General features: G+C 58.0%; 13 protein-coding genes. 11 read left to right on the forward strand and 2 right to left on the reverse strand.

Features of this window, described 5'->3' with window-relative positions; genetic code table 11:
• Positions 1-36 precede the first annotated feature (36 nt).
• The 5 genes from glgP (at position 37) to ALFI_RS06070 (ending at position 9,722) form a co-directional block, all read left to right on the forward strand.
• Positions 37-4,287 (forward strand): alpha-glucan family phosphorylase, encoded by a 4,251-nt coding sequence (gene glgP / locus ALFI_RS06050; RefSeq protein WP_014775170.1) that lies wholly within the window; start codon positions 37-39, stop codon positions 4,285-4,287.
• Positions 4,288-4,397: 110 nt separating this feature from the next.
• The gene (locus tag ALFI_RS06055) at positions 4,398-6,545 is read left to right on the forward strand and encodes a glycogen debranching enzyme N-terminal domain-containing protein (protein ID WP_014775171.1); all 2,148 of its coding nucleotides are present in this window, start codon (positions 4,398-4,400) and stop codon (positions 6,543-6,545) included.
• A gap of 27 nt (positions 6,546-6,572) precedes the next feature.
• Positions 6,573-7,886: a glycosyltransferase family 4 protein gene (locus tag ALFI_RS06060; RefSeq protein ID WP_014775172.1), complete on the forward strand. Its 1,314-nt coding sequence runs from the start codon at positions 6,573-6,575 to the stop codon at positions 7,884-7,886.
• A 15-nt stretch (positions 7,887-7,901) separates the two neighbouring features.
• Positions 7,902-9,116, forward strand: coding sequence for a glycoside hydrolase family 57 protein (locus ALFI_RS06065; protein WP_009598764.1), 1,215 nt, complete (start codon positions 7,902-7,904; stop codon positions 9,114-9,116).
• 306 nt (positions 9,117-9,422) lie between these two features.
• Complete coding sequence (locus ALFI_RS06070; protein ID WP_042493368.1) at positions 9,423-9,722, forward strand: hypothetical protein; 300 nt, start codon at positions 9,423-9,425, stop codon at positions 9,720-9,722.
• Between the two features lie 65 nt (positions 9,723-9,787).
• Here the strand turns inward: ALFI_RS06070 and ALFI_RS06075 are convergent, their stop codons facing one another.
• Positions 9,788-13,066 (reverse strand): hypothetical protein, encoded by a 3,279-nt coding sequence (locus tag ALFI_RS06075; RefSeq protein ID WP_244265018.1) that lies wholly within the window; start codon positions 13,064-13,066, stop codon positions 9,788-9,790.
• 342 nt (positions 13,067-13,408) lie between these two features.
• Here ALFI_RS06075 and ALFI_RS06080 point away from each other — a divergent pair, with 342 nt between their 5' ends.
• From ALFI_RS06080 to ALFI_RS06100, 5 genes are all read left to right on the forward strand, one after another.
• On the forward strand, positions 13,409-13,627 hold the full coding sequence (locus ALFI_RS06080; protein ID WP_014775174.1) for a helix-turn-helix domain-containing protein: 219 nt from the start codon (positions 13,409-13,411) through the stop codon (positions 13,625-13,627).
• A gap of 117 nt (positions 13,628-13,744) precedes the next feature.
• On the forward strand, positions 13,745-14,248 hold the full coding sequence (locus ALFI_RS06085; protein ID WP_014775175.1) for a CvpA family protein: 504 nt from the start codon (positions 13,745-13,747) through the stop codon (positions 14,246-14,248).
• A 3-nt stretch (positions 14,249-14,251) separates the two neighbouring features.
• Positions 14,252-15,172, forward strand: coding sequence for a ribosome small subunit-dependent GTPase A (rsgA, locus tag ALFI_RS06090; protein WP_009598123.1), 921 nt, complete (start codon positions 14,252-14,254; stop codon positions 15,170-15,172).
• Positions 15,153-15,836, forward strand: coding sequence for a TrmH family RNA methyltransferase (locus tag ALFI_RS06095; protein WP_009598121.1), 684 nt, complete (start codon positions 15,153-15,155; stop codon positions 15,834-15,836). Before rsgA ends, ALFI_RS06095 begins: the two co-directional genes overlap by 20 nt.
• A 2-nt stretch (positions 15,837-15,838) precedes the next feature.
• Positions 15,839-17,041: an aspartate aminotransferase family protein gene (locus ALFI_RS06100; RefSeq protein ID WP_014775176.1), complete on the forward strand. Its 1,203-nt coding sequence runs from the start codon at positions 15,839-15,841 to the stop codon at positions 17,039-17,041.
• 133 nt (positions 17,042-17,174) lie between these two features.
• On the opposite strand, the gene nfo is transcribed toward ALFI_RS06100, so the two are convergent.
• Positions 17,175-18,023, reverse strand: a complete 849-nt coding sequence (nfo, locus tag ALFI_RS06105; protein ID WP_014775177.1) for a deoxyribonuclease IV — start codon at positions 18,021-18,023, stop codon at positions 17,175-17,177.
• A gap of 95 nt (positions 18,024-18,118) precedes the next feature.
• On the opposite strand from nfo, the gene ALFI_RS06110 reads away from it, so the two are divergent.
• Entirely contained in the window at positions 18,119-19,363 is a 1,245-nt protein-coding gene (locus ALFI_RS06110) for a DUF3078 domain-containing protein (RefSeq protein WP_014775178.1), read from the forward strand.
• The last annotated feature ends 8 nt before the right edge of the window (positions 19,364-19,371 follow it).

A 19,371-nucleotide genomic window follows, 5' to 3' on the forward strand; every position in this document is an offset into this window, starting at 1 on the left:
GATTCGACAAGTAAATTACAAACAAGCATCACAAATATGAGCAATGCAAAACTAACCCCCGATTACCTGTTCGAGGTAAGTTGGGAGGTCTGCAACAAAATCGGCGGCATCCATACGGTAGTCTCGACCAAAGCGCAAACGGCCATCCGGAAATTCAACGAGCGCTATATCCTCATCGGACCCGACCTGCAGCACGAAGGCGTAAACCCCGAATTCGAGGAGGATCCCAACCTGCTGAAGACATGGCGTCAGGGGCTTTACGCCGAAGGCATCCGCATCCGCGTGGGACACTGGAAAATCAAGGGCGAACCGACGGCGATACTGGTGGACTTCACCTCGCTGATTCCCCGCAAGGACGAAATACTCAAGAAACTCTGGGAGGCCTACCACGTCGATTCGATTTCGGGTCAGTGGGACTACATCGAGCCCGTGCTCTTCGGCTACGCCGCAGGCGCGGTGATCGCCTCCTATGTCGAGAACTTCTGCACCGCGACCGACAAGATCGCCGCCCATTTCCACGAATGGATGACCGCGGCGGGCGGTCTCTACCTGCGCCGCCATGCGCCTTATGTGGCGACACTCTTCACCACGCACGCCACGGTCATGGGCCGCTGCATCGCGGGCAACCACCTGCCGCTCTACACCGACCTGACCAAGTTCAATGCCGACGAGCTGGCACGCCAGTTCAACGTCGTGGCCAAACACTCGATCGAGAAGGCCGCCGCTGCCTACCACGACGCATTCGTCACGGTCAGCGACATCACGGCCAACGAGTGCAAATTCCTGCTGGGCCGCGAGCCTGACTGCATCACGCCCAACGGCTTCGAAAACGACTTCGTCTGGACCGGCGAGGAGTACGACGCGAAGCGCGCCGAAGCCCGCAAAACGATGATCTCGGTGGCCGAAGCGTGTCTGGGCGAAAAGTTCGCCGAGGAGCCGCTGATCGTCGGCACCAGCGGACGCTACGAATTCCGCAACAAGGGCATCGACGTATTCATCGAATCGCTCAAGAAACTGGCCGCATCGCCCCGGCTCAAACGTCAGGTGCTGGCCTATATCACCGTGCCCGCCGCCAACCGCGGTCCGCGCGCGGACCTGCAGGCGCATCTGGCCGACCCGTCGAAACCCATCGACGGCGGGCAGTACAAATACACGACCCACTACCTCGAATACCAGAGCAGCGACCCGATCGTTAACGCCCTCAACGGCAGCATTCTGACCACGCCCGATTCGAAGGTGAAGGTGATCTTCGTTCCGACCTACCTCAACAAGGCCGACGGCATCTTCGGCAAGGATTACTACGAACTGCTGGTCGGCATGGACATGACCGTATTCCCCTCCTACTACGAACCGTGGGGATACACGCCGCTCGAATCGGTGGCCTTCTCCGTGCCGACGATCACCACGACGCTGGCCGGATTCGGTCTCTGGGCGGCCAAACAGCGCGAGCATGCGGGCGTGGAGATCGTTCTGCGCGACGACTACAACGATCAGGAGGTCGAAGAGAAGATCGCCGAGTCGCTGCTGCACTTCAGCCTGCTGGACGACAAGCACGTGAACGAGATGCGCGTGTCGGCCTACGAAATCTCCGAAACGGCGCTCTGGGAACACCTCTTCGCCGCCTACGAGCAGGCTTACTCCGAGGCTGTCGAAAGTTCGGTCATCCGCACCAACCGCGCCGTGCTGGACGAGGGCGGAAACCGCAACGAGCAGATCAACTTCGTGCGCCAGCAGCTTTTCGCCGAGAAGCCCAACTGGAACCGCATGATGGTGGACAAGACCCTGCCCAAACGGCTGCACGCCCTCGAAGAGCTGTCGCGCAACCTCTGGTGGTGCTGGAATCCCGGCACGCGCGACCTGTTCGAAAGCATCGACCATGCGTTGTGGGCCGAGTGCGAACGCAATCCGATCGCATTCCTCGACAAAATGAGCGTGGAGCGCATGAAGGAGCTTGAACAGGATACGAATTTCCTCAGCCAGCTCGACGCCGTATATGCGCAGTTCCGCGACTACATGAACGAGAAACCCGATCCGAAGGCGACCTCGATCTCCTACTTCTCGATGGAGTACGGCCTGCATTCGTCGCTCAAGATTTACTCCGGCGGTCTGGGCATTCTGGCCGGCGACTACCTCAAGGAGGCGTCGGACAAGAACGTTCCGATGGCGGCCGTGGGCCTGCTGTACCGTTACGGCTACTTCACGCAGCGGCTCTCGTCGCAGGGCGCGCAGGAGGCGACCTACGAAGCGCAGAACTTCTACAAGCTGCCGATCTCGCCCGTGCGCGACGAAGCCGGCAACTGGATGACGGTCACCATCGCCTTCCCCGGACGTACGCTCTGGGCACGCGTCTGGAAATGTCAGGTGGGACGCACGGACCTCTACCTACTCGACGCGGACTTCGAGGCCAACCTCGAAGAGGACCGGCAGATTACGCACCACCTCTACGGCGGCGACTGGGAGAACCGGCTCAAGCAGGAGATCCTGCTCGGCATCGGCGGTATCCGCGCGCTGCGCAAGCTGGGCATCAAACACGACGTATTCCACTGCAACGAGGGACACGCCGCATTCATCGGCATCGAGCGCATCCGCGATCTGGTGACCCACAAGAAGCTCTCCTTCTCGGAGGCGCTGGAGGTGATCCGCTCGTCGTCGCTCTTCACGACCCATACGCCGGTTCCCGCAGGCCACGACGCATTCCCCGAATCGATGATCCGCCAGTACATGTCGCACTATCCCGACGTGCTGGGAATCACGTGGGAACAGTATATCAACCTCGGCAAGACCAACCCCAACGACCCCAACGAGAAGTTCTCGATGTCGGTGCTGGCCTGCAACCTCTCGCAGGAGGTGAACGGCGTGTCGTGGCTCCACGGCGAGGTGTCGAAGGATATTCTGGGCAGCATGTGGCCGGGCTACTTCAAAAACGAGCTTCATATCGGGTACGTCACCAACGGCGTGCACTTCCCGACGTGGATCGCGACCAGCATGCGCCGCCTGTACGCCCGCTATTTCGCCGACGGATTCGAGGGGCACACCTACGACATCCCGGCATGGCAGAAGGTCCACCAGATTCCCGACGAAGAGCTGTGGAACGAGCGCATGTATCTCAAGAACAAGCTCGTAAAGCATATCCGCCGCCGCTACAGCGACCCCAATCAGGTGCGTCTCGACTCGCCGCGCCAGATGATTCAGATCATCGAGGGCATCAAGCCCGACGTGCTGACCATCGGTTTCGCCCGCCGCTTCGCCACCTACAAGCGCGCCTACCTGCTGTTCACCAACCTCGACCGGCTGTCGGCGATCGTCAACAACAAGGAGCGTCCCGTGCAGTTCATCTTCGCGGGCAAAGCGCACCCTAACGACAAGCCGGGTCAGGACCTCATCAAACGCATCGTCGAAGTGGCCGCCATGCCGCAGTTCGTAGGCAAGATCCTCTTCCTGCAGAATTACGACATGGAGCTGGCCCGCCGCATGGTGCAGGGCGTGGACGTATGGCTCAACACCCCGACCCGTCCGCTCGAAGCGTCGGGCACGTCGGGCGAGAAGTGCGTCATGAACGGCGTGCTCCAGTTCTCGGTACTCGACGGATGGTGGGTCGAAGGCTACAAGGAGGGCGCGGGATGGATGCTGCCCATGGAACGCACGTTCGCCGATCAGGGCTATCAGGACGAGCTTGACGCCGAGATGATTTACAACACCATCGAGGAGCAGATCGTGCCGAAATACTACGACCGCGGCAGCGACGGCATTCCTCACCAGTGGGTGGATTCGGTCAAAAAGTGCGTCGCCGACATCGCGTCGAACTTCACGACCAACCGCATGCTGGGGGATTACGAGGAGCGGTTCTACAACAAGCTCGCGGCCCGCAAGCGCGAAATCGTCGAAGGCGGCTACAAGCTGGCCCGCGAGATCGCGGCGTGGAAGCGCAAGGTTTCGGCCGCATGGGACAAGGTCCGCGTGATCGACGTCCAGCGCGTGAGGATCGACGACGAGGCGATCTTCGTCGGCGAGAAGTACCACTTCGAAGTGACGGTGGACATCGCCAACCTCCGGCCTGAGGATATCGGCGTCGAGATGGTCATCGCCCAGCAGATCGTCGGCGGCGGCAAGGTGAACGTAACCCGCACCATCGGGCTGAAACACACCAAAACCGACGGCAGCCGCGTGACCTATGCGCTGGATTACGTTCCCGGCGAGGCCGGCACGTTCGACGTGGCGCTGCGTCTCTATCCCTACAACCCCCACCTGCCGCACCGCATGGATTTTGCATTGGTAAAGTGGGCCTAGCAAATTTGGCGTGAATAATGTTAAAAAAGGTATTAATTTACTGTTATCGGGTATTATTTATCTGAAAATTTTAATATCTTTATAGGACGAACTGCATTTTTAAGAAAGATATGTCAGCACTTACTTTCGACAAAAGCGAATTGGGCAATCTGGAGTACTCCCTCCAGCGCGAAATGCTCTCGACGGACCGTATCGGCGGCTACATGAGTACGACGATCGTCTGCTGCAACACCCGCCGCTATCACGGACTGATGGTGGCCCCCATCGACGACAGCGGCCGGACCTACGTCCTGCTCTCGTCGCTCGACGAGACCGTGGTGCAGCACGACCAGACGTTCAATCTGGCGCTGCACCGTTTCAAGGGGGTATACGAGCCGCGCGGCCACAAGTATATCACCGATTTCGAGTATACGCCGACGCCGACGATCACCTACCGCGTGGGCGGCGTAATCCTCAAGAAGGAGATGCTCTGGATCCACAAGCGGACGCAGCTGATGATCCGCTACACGCTCGTGGACGCCCACTCCGAAACCCGGCTGCGGCTGCGGCCGTTCCTCGCCTTCCGCGACAAGCATGCGCTGACGCACGCCAACATGGAGGCCGACGGACACTCCTACCCCGCCGTAAACGGCGTGAAGTGCCGTCTCTACAACTCGTTCCCGTGGCTCTATCTCCAGACGAGCAAACCCGGCACGGAGTTCGTGCCCGCGCCCGACTGGTATTACGGATTCGAATACCAGCAGGAGCTGGCCCGCGGATACGAGGGGTACGAAGACCTGCTCACGACGGGCTATTTCGAAGCGGAGCTCAAGAAGGGCGAGAGCATCATCTTCTCGGCGTCGCTCGACGAAATGGGCTCGACCAAAACCATCGAAGAGGTTTTCGCCGCATCCATCGCGCGGCGTACGCATAAGATCGACTTCATCAGCTGCCTCGAACACTCGGCGCGGCAGTTCCTGATCCGCCGTCCGGGCGACCGGACCGAAGTGGTGTCGGGATATCCGTGGCACGGGGTTTCGGGCCGCCAGACCTTCATCTCGCTGCCGGGCATCACGCTCGAACAGGGACACAAGGAGGACTGCATCGACGCGCTGGATACGCTGGTGCGGGAGATGCGCGACGGCATGTTCACCGGCAGCGCCTCGGCCGAAGTCGCGGCGGACGCTCCCCTCTGGTTTTTCTGGACCCTCCAGCAGCTCGAACGCGAGGTGGGGGCCAAGGAGATATGGGCGAGCTACGGCCCGGCCATGAAAGACATACTGGAGAGCTACCGGCAGGGAATCGGCGGCCGCGTGGCGCTGCACGACAACGGGCTGATATGGGCTTCATCGGAAGAGGTGCCCCTGACGTGGATGAATTCGACGATCGACGGACGCCCCGTGACCCCGCGCAACGGCTATCAGGTCGAAGTGAACGCCTTGTGGTACAACGCCGTATGCTATGCGCTCGAACTGGCCGGCAAATACGGGGACAAGACGGACAAGGCCTTCGTCAAGGAGTGGACCCCGCTTCCGGCACGCACGCAGGAGTCGTTCATCGAACTGTTCCGCCTGCCGGAGGGCTATCTGGCCGACTTCGTGGACGGCAGCGGTCCCGACAAATCGACGCGCCCCAACATGATCGTCGCCTGCGGACTGAATTACAAGATGCTCGACGAGACGATGCAGCTGGAGGTGATCCGCACGGTGCGCCAGCACCTGCTCACCCCGAAGGGACTGCGGACGCTGTCGCCCCAAAACCCGCTTTACAGGGGTTCGCAGGAGGGCATGCCCGCCGAACGCGACTTCGCCGCCAAAAACGGCTCGGTATGGCCGTGGCTGCTGCCCTTCTACATCAAGGCCTGCTTCGACATCGACGGCGACGCATTCCTGCCGCAGGCCGAGGAGGCGCTGGAAAACTTCGACGAGGACATCCAGCGTTACGGCATCGGCTCGATCTGCGAGCTGTACGACGCCGACCCGCCCTACGCTTCGCGCGGAGCCATTTCGCAGGCGTGGAGCGTCGGAGCCGCACTGGACATCCACCGCATGATCCGCGAGCGGAGCAAAGGGGATTCCCAAGCGCCCAAAGCCGCGAAGAAAGGCGGCAGAACGAACGGTCCGAAAGAGAAAAAGCCGGCGAAGACGAAGCCCGCGGCGAAAAGCGCCGGGAAGACGGTAAAGGCCGCCGCCAAAAGTCCGGCCGCGGCGAAAGCCCCCAAGGCCGCGGCGAAAAAGGCGGCGCCGAAAGCAGCGGCAGGAAAAGCCGCAAGGAAATAAAGGCAACAAAATGAAAAGAATTAAGATATGAGAGTTTTAATGTTCGGTTGGGAGTTCCCGCCCCACATCGCGGGCGGTCTTGGAACGGCGTGCTACGGCATGACGCGCGGTCTGGCGCGCAACGACGTAGACGTCACGTTCGTGGTTCCCCACGCTTACGGCGATGAAGATCAGCGTTTCACGCACGTAATGAACGCCAGCGACGTGGAGGCTCTCTATGGTTCGACCGGGAGCGGAGCCGACGACATTCTCGAAAAAATGTCGTTCATCCACATCGACTCGAACATGGTGCCCTACATCTCCCCCGAAGAGTACGAGGTCTACCACGAACGCTATGTAAAATCGGGTCAGCAGGTCTGGTCCACGACCGACGCATGGAAACAGCGTTACACCTTTTCGGGAAAGTACGGCGCCAACCTCATGGAGGAGGTGGCCCGTTACGCCGTGGTGGCCGCGCAGGTCGCCAAGGACCTCGAAGGGCAGTTCGACGTGATCCACGCCCACGACTGGCTCACCTACTACGCCGGCATCGCCGCCAAGCGCGTGTCGGGCAAGCCGCTCGTCGTGCACATGCACGCCACGGAATACGACCGCAGCGGCGAGAACGTCAATACGCAGGTCTACGCCATCGAACGTGCGGGCATGCACGCCGCGGACCGCGTGATCGCCGTTTCGAACCTTACCCGCAACATCGTCATCAACCGCTACGGCGTTCCGGCCGAAAAGGTCGTGACGGTGCACAACGCCGTGCGCTTCGCCGGCGGCCCCTGCAAAACACCCGAACGCGGCGTGAAGGACAAGATCGTCACCTTCCTCGGACGCATCACCTACCAGAAAGGTCCCGACTACTTCGTCGAGGCGGCCGCCAAAGTGCTCAAGCGCGTACCCGACGTACGCTTCGTGATGGCCGGTTCGGGCGACATGATGAACCACGTCATCCGCCGCGTGGCGCGGCTGGGCATCGCCGACCGCTTCCACTTCACGGGGTTCCTGCGCGGCGAGGACGTACACAAGATGTTCCAGCTGTCGGACGTATACGTCATGCCGTCGGTCTCGGAACCTTTCGGCATCTCGCCCCTCGAAGCGATGCGCTCGAACGTGCCGGTGATCATCTCCAAACAGAGCGGCGTGGCCGAAGTGCTCGACTTCGCCGTGAAGGTCGATTACTGGGACGTGGACGCGCTGGCCGACGCCATCTACGGCCTCATCCAATACCCGGCCCTGTCGGGCATGTTCGCGTCGAAAGGACTCGAAGAGGTCACCAACCTCAAGTGGAACGACGCCGCGGCGAAGATCAAAGCCGTATACGAAGCGGTCATTGAAGAGAACAAAAAACAATAAAAATACAGATACCCTATGAAAACCGTCTGCTTATATTTTCAGGTACACCAGCCTTGGCGACTGAAGAAGTACCGCTTCTTCAACATGGGCAAGGACCACAACTACCTAGACGACCTCCTGAACCGCTCGATCATGCAGAAAGTCGCCCGGCAGTGTTACCTGCCCATGAACGCCCTGCTGCTGAAGTTGATCAAGGAGAACAAGGGTAAATTCCGCTGTTCGTTCTCGATCACGGGCATCGCCGTCGAGCAGTTCCGCGCCTTCGCGCCTGAGGTGCTCGACTCGTTCAAGGAGCTGGCCGCCACGGGATGCGTCGAGTTTCTGGCCGAAACCTACTCCCATTCGCTGGCATCGCTGGCGTCGAAAGAGGATTTCACCGAACAGGTGAAGCTCCATACGGCGATGATCAAGAAGGAATTCGGCGTGAAGCCCACCGCCTTCCGCAACACCGAGCTGATCTACTCCGACGAGATCGGCGCCATGGTCGCCGACATGGGCTTCCGCACGATGCTGGCCGAAGGCGCCAAGCACGTGCTGGGCTGGAAATCGCCTAACTACGTCTATGCCAACGCCATCAATCAGAAACTGCGCCTGCTGCTGCGCAACTACAAGCTCTCGGACGACATTGCGTTCCGTTTCTCGAACCGCAGCTGGGACGAATGGCCGCTGACGGCGGACAAATACGTCAAATGGCTCTCTTCGGACGAAACGCCGGGCGAGGTCATCAACCTCTTCATGGACTACGAGACGTTCGGGGAGCATCAGACGGCGGATACGGGAATCTTCGAATTCATGCGGGCGCTCCCCAAAGCGATCCTCGCCAAGAAGAACGACATGGAGTTCGCCACCGTAAGCGAGGCCGCCAAGAAGTACCAGCCGGTGTCCGTACTCCACTGTCCGCACGTAATGTCGTGGGCCGACGAGGAGCGCGACGTGACGGCGTGGCTCGGCAACGAGTTGCAGAATGAGGCTTTCTCGAAACTCTACGCCCAGAAAGAGAAGGTCGCCGCCCTGAAAAGCCCCGATTTCGACTATGTATGGAGTTTCATGCAGACCTCGGACCACTTCTACTACATGGCGACCAAATGGCTCTCGGACGGCGACGTACACTCCTACTTCAACCCGTACGACTCGGCATACGACGCCTTCATCAACTACATGAACGTCCTTTCGGACTTCATCATCGAGCTGGATCAAGCGGTGGCCGCCAAAGCCGCCAAGGCAAAATAAGGCTGAAACCGCCGCAACACGGAGGGGGGGGGAAGGAAGCGCCGGACAGGCTTTGTCGGGGCGCGGCGTCTAATACGCCCGCGCACGAAACGCCCGCGAAATCCCGCCCGAAATCAGCACCGACGACGCGGCGCTGTCCGTATTGCAGAAAAACGGATTCAGGGGTCTTTCACGCCCTCCGGGGGTACGATGAGGGACGCGGAAGGCTGGCGCATGAAACGCAGCCCTACAGCCCCGCAAACACGCCCGTAAAGCCCGCATGGCTCTGCGGCGCGACGGAACGGCGGACCGAAAAAAACGCCCAAAATGCCGGAAAACGCCGGGGAACATGGGAAGAACATCCGGGAAATGCCGGAAATAGGCTCAAATCAAATCAAATCAGCCGCAGTATTGACTGCGGCTGATTTTTCATATAAGTCGGGACAAAGGCACCCGATCCGGCAACAGCCTATCGTATCCGGTCCGACGGATTGCAGCAACGGTCGGAACGATAAAAAAGCGGCAGACCGCGCCTCTTCGGTCTGCCGCAAGCAGGAATGTTACTTAAAAGTGGGAGTTGTTAACCAAAAAACTTTGGGATGTGCCGTTCCTGCTTTAGGGATTTGATTTCCCGCGCTCCCGGCACCGTCCCGAAGGACGGCGCCGGATTTCGCGGAAAAGGGGGATTCTTTTTAGTTGGCTTTCTGCTTAACCTTGATATCAAGATTGTGAACGCGGTCCGTGCCGTAATCATAGGATACGGTAACTTTCACCTTGACCGTCTTCTCGCCTACGAATTCGCTGTCGGCATTACCCTTGACCGTAATCGTACCGGTGGTTGCGAAATCGCCCGCAATCGTAATTCGGTCAACGAGAACCTCCGGATTCATCACCTCGTACTTGACAGCGACTCCGAGAACCGCATTCTCATCGGCAGCCGCAGCCTCGAACACGTTGTTGCCGTTGATATTCGCCAGCTGGAGGAGATCGCCCACAGTCAGGGAAGCATCGGCATCGCTCGCAGAAATCGTAGTAGCGGCACTCTTACGCAGGCTGATCGTCTTATCCTTGATCGGGTCGGGAATCTCGACATTAAGCTCCTGCTCGTCAAGAACATAAGAATCAAGCATCAGTTTTACGCTGAGCGCCATGTTCAGGCCCTTGTACTCAGTACCCCACGTCAGGGTCTTGGCGTCGGCGTCTACCGAAGCGCCTTCATACTCTTCAGCGTCTACCGAGAAGACAACCTTTCCGATTTCATTGCCCTTGGAATCTTTGGGTGCAACCCAAGTGTTGTCGAGGTTAAGTCCATCGGGCACATAAGCCGTCGTCGTAAGTTTTGCGTTCAGACGCACCGGATTCGCATAGTTGTCGCCCTGTACCAGCTCGCCTGCAAAGCCTTCGAAATTAACCGTAACGGCAACCGTTACATCGAGACCCCAGTCGGCAGTAAGTTTAGCCGTGAGTTCGTAGCTCTTCTCCTTTGCTCCGGTGCCGAGCTTGATAGCGATGTTCTTTGCATCGTCGGTCGCCTGCACGAGTTCGGTTCCATCTTCCGCTTCATCGGCAGTAGCCTCGAAGGTAGCGGCATAGATCGCATCTACGAACGTCTGCTTGTCGGCGAAGTACTTCGGAGCCCAATCCTTATTCCAGAGTTTCTCGGCATACGTCTCGATCACCGTGTATTCGCTCGTTCCCGCCAAGTAATCCACCGTTACGGTCTCCGGAGCCATCGTGATCTCAGGCATACCCTCGATAACGACGGGCAGAGTAATCGTAATATCGGTGTTCTCATAGTTGTAACGTGCTTTGACCGTGTAAGAACCGCTCGTCATTGCACTGTTGCCGGCTACGACAAGTTCCAGATGCTGCTCTGCACGATCGTCAGCAGGAGAGCTAGTAAGGATAATGTCAGCGACATCGAACGGCAGTTCGTCGGTCATTTCGGTCTCGCCGTCGAAGATCTGGATATCCTCGAAGGATCCAGCCTTCAGTGCGTTGTAAATCACGTGGCCGATCTGCGGCTTCGTGGGATCGGGATTCAGCAGGTAATCCACAGCCTCGTAATCGTCGCCAGCACTAACCGTTGCATAGTTCCACGTTACCGTCTGCGGCTCGGAAACGATGACGTCGGTGTTGTCCTTGATGATGGTGAACTGCGATTTGGCGTTCTTAACCACGCGGCAGGTGTATTCGCCCGATACGAGGTCGAACGAGAACGGTTCCGAGGTAATCACGTCGTCGATCAGAGCCGGAACACCCTTGCCCTTTTTGATCGCCGCCGTGGTTGCCGTAAGCGTATAGCTGTCCTTGTTATCTTCGGGATCTACCGTCGCTACGGCGGCGTCTTCAGGAACAACGGTCTTGAGAACGGGAACATCCTCGCCCCAGATTGCGGCAAGCTCCTGCGGTTTGCCGTCTTTCATGTAGTAAATCTTCACATCATGGAAGAACTCAACGACGGTTTCCTCGTCGTTATATTTCAGACCGCCGTCGCCCTCGAATTCCGGGAACTGGGTATCGTCGTCAACTACCAGTTCGAGGTTTCCGTCCTCTTTCATACGACCGGCAACCAGATCGGCATTGATCGCGCCGCCTGCATTATACTGCGTACCGATAAAGGCACTGGTGAAATCGCTGCCCAAATCCTCGCCCGAAATGGCATCTTCGGGCGTAGCTCCGGCGACACCGGTGCCTGCGAGTTTCACATTCAGCGCAATGGCCAGCGTTTTGCCGTTTCCGTACTCGTACTGAGTCTTGGCGACAACGGTAAACTTACCGGTCACGACGTCCTGATCGATCACGTCTACAACCTCGAACGACGCAGCGCTGCGCGTCTTGATCTCCTCCGTTACGAACGATACGTTCTCCTTGGTCATCTTGACTGCCAGAGCCGCAGGCGAAACCATGAAAGTAGCTTCGATCGCGGCCTCGTTGCCGCCTTCGTCGCTGCCCAGATAGAACTTGTAGTCCTCACCTTCACCGTCAACCATCGCGATATAGGGAAGTCCCTCGATGGAAATGACATTGTTCGATACCTCTTCGAGCGAAGTCGGAACGTAAACCAGCGACTGGATGCGGCCGGCGAGGTCTGCGATAGCGCTCCAGAGATTGCGGAGCTGCGTGTCGTAATTGTCGAAACGATCCTTCAGATCGGCTTCTTTCAGGTAGATTGCGCTGCCGTCGGGGTTGAACAGTTTGCTGTTTACACCCTCCTCGATCATCGCCTCGATAGCCTCTTTCAGAGTTACGTTGGCATCGGTCAGCTCCTTGAGGATCGTATCGGTGATGGTCTTGCCCATTTCGGCTTTGACCGTCTCGTCATTCATGTACTCAGCCATGTACGAAGCGAAGTTGTCGCCGAGGACCTTCTTGATGGCATCGGTGACCGTAGCCGTCTCCGAAGATACGGAATTGGCGACAGCGGTAAGGATCTGGTTGATCTGAGTCGCCGACAGCTGATCGGCACCGGTGATGTAACCTTTACCCTCGACGAAATCCTTCATCTGCTGCTCGGTAACGTACTTGCCGTCGACCAGAGCCTGCTGGATGATCTTCTGCATTTCGGCCTGCAGTTTACCCATGGTCTCGTCCGAAGCGATCATCGTCTCGAAAATCTTCTTGACATCGTCGGCAGTCAGCTGATTCTTGGTAGCCTCTTCGATCAGTTTCTGAACGTCAGCCTTGGTCTGATATCCCTGAGCCTTAATAAGTTTCAACACCTCATCGCTAGTCAGCCAATCTTTCAGATCCGACTTCTTGGCATAGTCTGCCAGCCTTTTGTCAAGCTCTGTCTGGAGACCGCTGTTGGTAACGAAAGACGAGAAATCTATCCCGTTTAATTTGTCGGTAACAGCTTTGAGGGCTGAAGCGTCGGCCTTCAACTCGACTTGACCCTTCAAGTCGTTGATCTGACCCTTCAGGTCGTCGATGTCGTCGTCGTAGTCTTTACAACCGACACCGGCTAACATTGTTCCGGTTAAGAACAGTGCAAGAAATTTTCTGAATAAGTTTTTTTTCATAGTAATGAAGAATTGAAATGGAATTGTTTTTTGTGTTGACGCATTAGTTATCAATAGAGTGACGTATCTATTTTTTTTTTCGGTTACGGGTACATGAACATCGGTAGAGCGACGCATACTCTACCGGTCTTGTTATCCGTTAATTATCAATAAAGTGACGCATTCCTTATTATCCGTGTGACGCATTATTTTTCAGTAATATTGGATAAATCATGGTATCATATATGATACGCATGGTGCAAATATATATATAAAAATTTGCACAACAAAATTTTTATCCAAATTTTTGAAATGGGAGTTGTTTATGAGGAGGAGGTATCCTATATCTCCTCTAGGATCAGAGAGTTGAGGAGGGAGAGGCGTCTGACGGTACAGGAACTCGCATACCGTTGCGACATGGAAAGATCCAATTTGAGCCGTATCGAAGCGGGACGCACGAACCTTACGGTCAAAACGATGTGTATCATATGTAACGCGTTGAATGTGAGCTTGAGGGAGGTCATTCGGTAACAGAGATATACCTATATTTATATATTTCCGTGCCGTTGCAAGAAGAGTTCTTTTTTTAGGCTGTTTAGGTAAATTGTCGTATATTTACCAACCAAATGAAATAAGAACCCGCTGTTTGTGAATACAATCGATTTGATCGTCTGCCTTATTCTGGCATTGGCCGTATGGAACGGCTGGCGCCAAGGCTTTGTCATGCAGATATGTTCGCTGGCCGGTATCGTCGCAGGTATCTGGCTGGCTTCACGTTACGGCGTTTATGTCGGGGCGTGGCTGAAGCTGGACGCAACGGTCTCCGCGGCCGGCGGATTCGTCGTGGTCCTGCTGGCCGTGATTCTTCTGGTGGCCGTTGCCGGACGGCTGGTACGCAAGTTGTTTCACTTCGCGGGGTTCGGAATCCCCGACATCGTGCTGGGCATCGCGGTGTCGGTGCTGAAATACATGCTGGTGCTGAGCGTATTGTTCTCGGCGTTCGATTCGCTCAACGAGGATTACACGCTCGTCGGACCGCAAACGATCGAGAAATCGAAGAGTTACAAACCCGTCATGCGCCTGTCCGAAGCCGTTTTCCCCTTCTTGGAATGGGTCGGCGAGCAGGTGCCGCAGGAACAAAACCAGGATTAGCCGATGGAAAAACGATTCACCGGAACAGTGGTGCGCGCCACCGGAAGCTGGTACGACGTTCTGCACGACGGCGCGGTCGTCCGCTGCCGTATCCGGGGCCGGCTGCGGCTGCGGGGCGTACGTTCGACCAATCCGGTCGTGGTGGGCGACGAAGTGACCTGCGAGGCCGACGCAGGGGGCGATTACGTCATCTGCGACATTTCGCCCCGCCGCAACTACGTCATCCGCCGGGCGTCGAACCTCTCGAAGGAGTCGCATATCATCGCGGCCAACGTCGATCAGGCTCTGCTGATGGCGACGCTGCGTTCGCCCGAAACCGCCACGGAGTTCGTGGATCGCTTTCTGGTGACCTGCGAAGCCTATAAGGTCCCCGTTACGATCCTGCTCTCGAAAATCGACCTGCAGGACCCGCAGGCCGTCGCAGACTTTCATGCCGTGTACGAAAGCGCCGGATACCGTGTCATGGAGGTCTCCTCCGCCACGGGCGAAGGCGTCGGTGCGGTACACGAGCTGCTCAAAGGGCGTACGACCCTCGTTTCGGGCAATTCGGGCGTCGGAAAATCGACGCTCATCCGCGCCATCGACCCCTCGCTGGACATCCGTACGGGCGAAATCTCCGAAAGCCACCACAAGGGACGGCACACGACGACCTTTTCGACGATGTATCCGCTGGCCGAAGGCGGCGCGGTGATCGACACGCCGGGCATCAAGGGTTTCGGGCTGATCGACATCGACGATGCCGAGTTGTGGCATTACTTCCCCGAAATGATGCGCACGGCCCCCGACTGCCGGTTTTACAACTGCACCCACACCCACGAACCGGGATGTGCGGTGGTCGAAGCCGTCGAACGGGGGCAGATCGCCTATCCCCGCTACGAAAGTTACCTCAAAATACTCGATGAAGATGAAAAATACCGCAAATAAGGGTGCTGAATGGTACGCCGAACGTATCGCCTGCCTTGCGGAGTTCACGACCTCCGAGCGTTATGAAGTACTCCGCCGCACGGTCGCCATGCGTACGCGATACATGACCGTGCTGGCCGAGAATATGTACCACGGGCAGAATGCAGCCGCCCTGATCCGCCACTGCGAGGCGTTCGGCGTGCAGGAGATGCACACCGTCGAGACGCTGTGCCGCTTCGAACCCAATCCCGACATCGTGCGCGGCACCGACCAATGGGTCGATGTCCGGCGTCATCCCTCGACGGGAGAAGCCCTCGCCGCACTGCGCAGTGCGGGATACCGCATCGTTGCGACTACGCCCCACCGCGAAGACGTGACGCCCGAAACGTTCGACGTCGCCGCAGGGCCTTTCGCACTGGTTTTCGGCACCGAACACGCCGGAATCTCGGACGAGGTGATCGCCGGAGCCGACGAATTCCTGCGCATCCCGATGTGCGGCATGGTCGAGAGCCTGAATGTTTCGGCGTCGGCCGCGATCCTGATCTATATGCTCTCCGAGCGGATGCGGCTCACGGTCGGGGAGTGGCGCATGACCGACGCGCAGCAGGCCGAGACCCTCTTCGGCTGGATGCGCCGCAGCGTGAAGGATGCGGACGCGATATTGCAGCGGAAATTCAAAGATTGACAATGAATACCATTTTACGCAAACAATTTCTGGCCCACGTGGGCCAGACTTCGCCTTCGCCGATGCTCGTCGAAGTCGAACGCGCCGAAGGGTCGTTTTTCTACACGCCCGAAGGCAAGCGTTACTACGACTTGGTGGCGGGCGTCTCGGTGAGCAACGTCGGCCACTGCAATCCCGCCGTGGTGCGGGCCGTGCAGGAGCAGGCGGCGCGCTATATGCACGTGATGGTCTACGGCGAGCTGGTCGAGACGCCGCAGGTGGAATATGCCTCGAAGCTCGCGTCGCTGCTGCCCGGAGGACTCGAAAGCGTCTATTTCGTCAATTCGGGGGCCGAAGCGGTCGAGGGCGCTTTAAAGCTGGCCAAGCGTTTCACGGGCCGCACGGAGCTGATCTCCATGCGCCGCGCCTACCACGGTTCGACCCACGGTTCGATGAGCATGATGGGGGCGCCCGAAGGCGAAGAGTGGAAAGGGGCGTTCCGGCCCCTGCTGCCCGACGTGCAGGCGATCGAATTCAACGATTTCGACGCGCTGAACCGCATCACGCGGCGCACGGCCTGCGTGCTGGCCGAACCCGTACAGGGCGAAGCGGGCGTCCGGACGCCCGCGCCGGGCTATCTGGAAGCCCTGCGGCGGCGGTGCGACGAAGTGGGCGCCCTGCTGGTCTTCGACGAGATACAGACCGGTATGGGCCGCACGGGCGAACTGTTCGCCATGCTCAAATACGGCGTTACGCCCGACATCGTATGCTTGGCCAAGGCGTTCGGCGGCGGCATGCCGCTGGGGGCGTTCGTGGCGCGGCGCGAAATCATGGATACGCTGCAAACCGATCCGGTTCTGGGACATATCACCACCTTCGGCGGACACCCGGTCTGTTGTGCGGCGGGGCTGGCGGCGTTGAATTACCTGCTGGACAACAAGGTCGTGGAGCAGGCCGAAGCCAAGGGCGCGCTGTACGAAACGCTGCTGGGGAGCCATCCCGCCGTGCGCGAAATCCGCCGCAGCGGCCTGTTGATGGCCGTCGAGTTGGGCGAATCGGCGAAACTGTACCGCACGATGGAACTGTTCAAGGATGCCGGAATCCTGAGCGACTGGTTCCTGTTCTGCGACACGGCATTCCGCATCTCGCCGCCGCTGACGATCTCCGGGGAGGAGGTGCGCGAAAGCGCCGCGCTTATCCGGGAGTGTCTCGACCGGCTGCGGTAGCCGGAACAGGCTGCCAAGACATCCGGCGGGACACGATTGCGCCGGAAAACACAATAAGAAAGAGGGCCAGAAGGCCCTCTTTTCATTTTCGGGTGCAAAGCTGTTTCCGACGCGATGCCCGCTCCGCCGGGCGTTATTTTTCTTCGGCGAACGCCTTGAGCATGGCGATCTCCTCCGGCCAGCGCTCTTCGTCGGGCGTTTCGAGGATCAGCGGAATGCCGTCGAAACGCGCGTCCTGCATGATGTAGCGGAAACACTCCATGCCGATCATGCCTTCGCCCAGCGGCGTATGACGGTCCACACGGCTGCCCAATATCTTCATGGCGTCGTTCAGGTGCATGCCTTTCAGGTATTCGAACCCCACGATGCTGTCCAGCTCCGCGAACGTCTTCTCGCACGCCTCGGCCGTACGCAGGTCGTAACCTGCGGCGAAAGCGTGGCAGGTGTCGATGCAGACGCCTACGCGCGACTTGTCCTCCACGCGGTCGATCAGGTAGGCCAGTTGTTCGAAGGCGAAGCCCAGATTGGAACCCTGTCCCGCCGTATTCTCGATTACGGCCGTCACGCCGTGCGTCTTGTCCAGCGCGATGTTGATCGACTCGGCGATCCGGTCGAGCGACTCTTCGGGCGCGATCTTCTGCAGGTGGCTTCCGGGATGGAAGTTCAGACGGTCCAGCCCCAGCTGCTCGCAACGCTGCATCTCGTCGAGAAACGCCGCGCGCGACTTCTCCAGCCCGTCGCGCTCAGGATGTCCGAGGTTGATCAGGTACGAATCGTGTGGCAGGATCTGGGCCGGGAGGTAGCCGTACTGGTCGCAGACATTGCGGAAAGAGTCGATCTGCGCCGCCGTCAGCGGCGCGGCGACCCACTGCCGCTGGTTTTTGGTGAAAAGTGCGAAAGCCGTAGCCCCTATCTTGTGCGCATTGGCGGGGGCGTTCTCCACACCTCCCGAAGCGCTTACGTGTGCTCCGATATATTTCATGTGAGTATCTTTATATTAACTTAAGACAAAGTTAAGGTTTTTGTAAATAATTTCATAAATTTGCAGTGTAATTTTCCAGATATAAACACTTCACTATGAAACCTTTTTATCTCATATTGACGCTTATTCCGGCTCTTCTGATCGGCCGCACCGTCTCTGCCCAGATTTCCGTCGACGAAGTCGATGCCGGGGAGGAGAGCGTGACTTTTCAGGACAAACTGAAATCCATACCCGTAGATGTCGATTATTTCAGCCGCGCCCGTTACAAGGCCGAGCGCGCCGCGATCCGCAAGGAGCGCAACTACCTCGAATTCAACAGCGGGGTGCAGGGCGCGCTTACCTCGTACAACGACCCTTGGATCTCGGTGTCGGGCGGTGACAACTCCATCGCGCTTACGGCGGTGATCGGCCTGCGCCATGTTTTCACCAAGAATCTTTTCACCATCGAAACCAAGTTCAGTGCCAAGCTGGGCTATAACCGGATGAAGGTGGAGACGCAGCGTCTCGATGCCGACGGCAAGCCGATGGTCGATGACAACGGCAACAACATTATGGACAGCGAGGGCGTCTGGTTCAAGAATCAGGACGAATTCGTGGTCTCGGTCGCCCCGTCGTTCAAGATGTCCGAAAACTGGTCCTACGGTTCGATCCTGAACTTCCGCAGCCAGTTCGTCAACGGCTATAAATCGCGCACGGAGCAGAAAAAGGAGCACCTCAAGAGCAAGTTCATGACTCCGGGTTACCTCGACATCTCGCTCGGTATCACCTACAAAAGCCCCAAACCCAAATTCCCGATCGTGATCAACCTCTCGCCGATCGCCCTGAACGCCACCTTTGCCGAAAACGACTGGATCCGCAGACGGCAGGTGGAAGAAAGAGTAGACAGTGAAGGCAAAAAGACAGTGACTGAGATAAAGCCGGCATACAACTACGGTATCGAAGATCCCGACAAGACGTCGAAATACGAAGGCGGTTCCTCGATCCAGATCGACTTCGACCGCACGTTCGGCAAAACGGGATTCCTGCGCTACCGCACGACGCTCTACTCCTTCTACGGCTGGATCACCGATATCGGCCAGAAGAACAAGATCAGCGACTACACGAAGTTCCGCCATGCCTACGAAGAATGGGACAAGACAGCCAATAAAGACATCAAGGACAAGCCCCGGCTGCCGATCCATCCGATCGCACGCTGGGAAAATACGCTCGACATCAAGGCAACAAAATACCTCTCCACGACGTTAAGTTTCCAGCTCTATTACAACCGGGCGCAGAACGTCGATGTGCAGACCCGTACGCTGCTGAGCGTCGGACTGACCTATACCTTTAAGAACAAATAATTTACAGC

This window comes from Alistipes finegoldii DSM 17242 (genome assembly GCF_000265365.1).
In the GTDB taxonomy this organism is placed as follows: domain Bacteria; phylum Bacteroidota; class Bacteroidia; order Bacteroidales; family Rikenellaceae; genus Alistipes; species Alistipes finegoldii.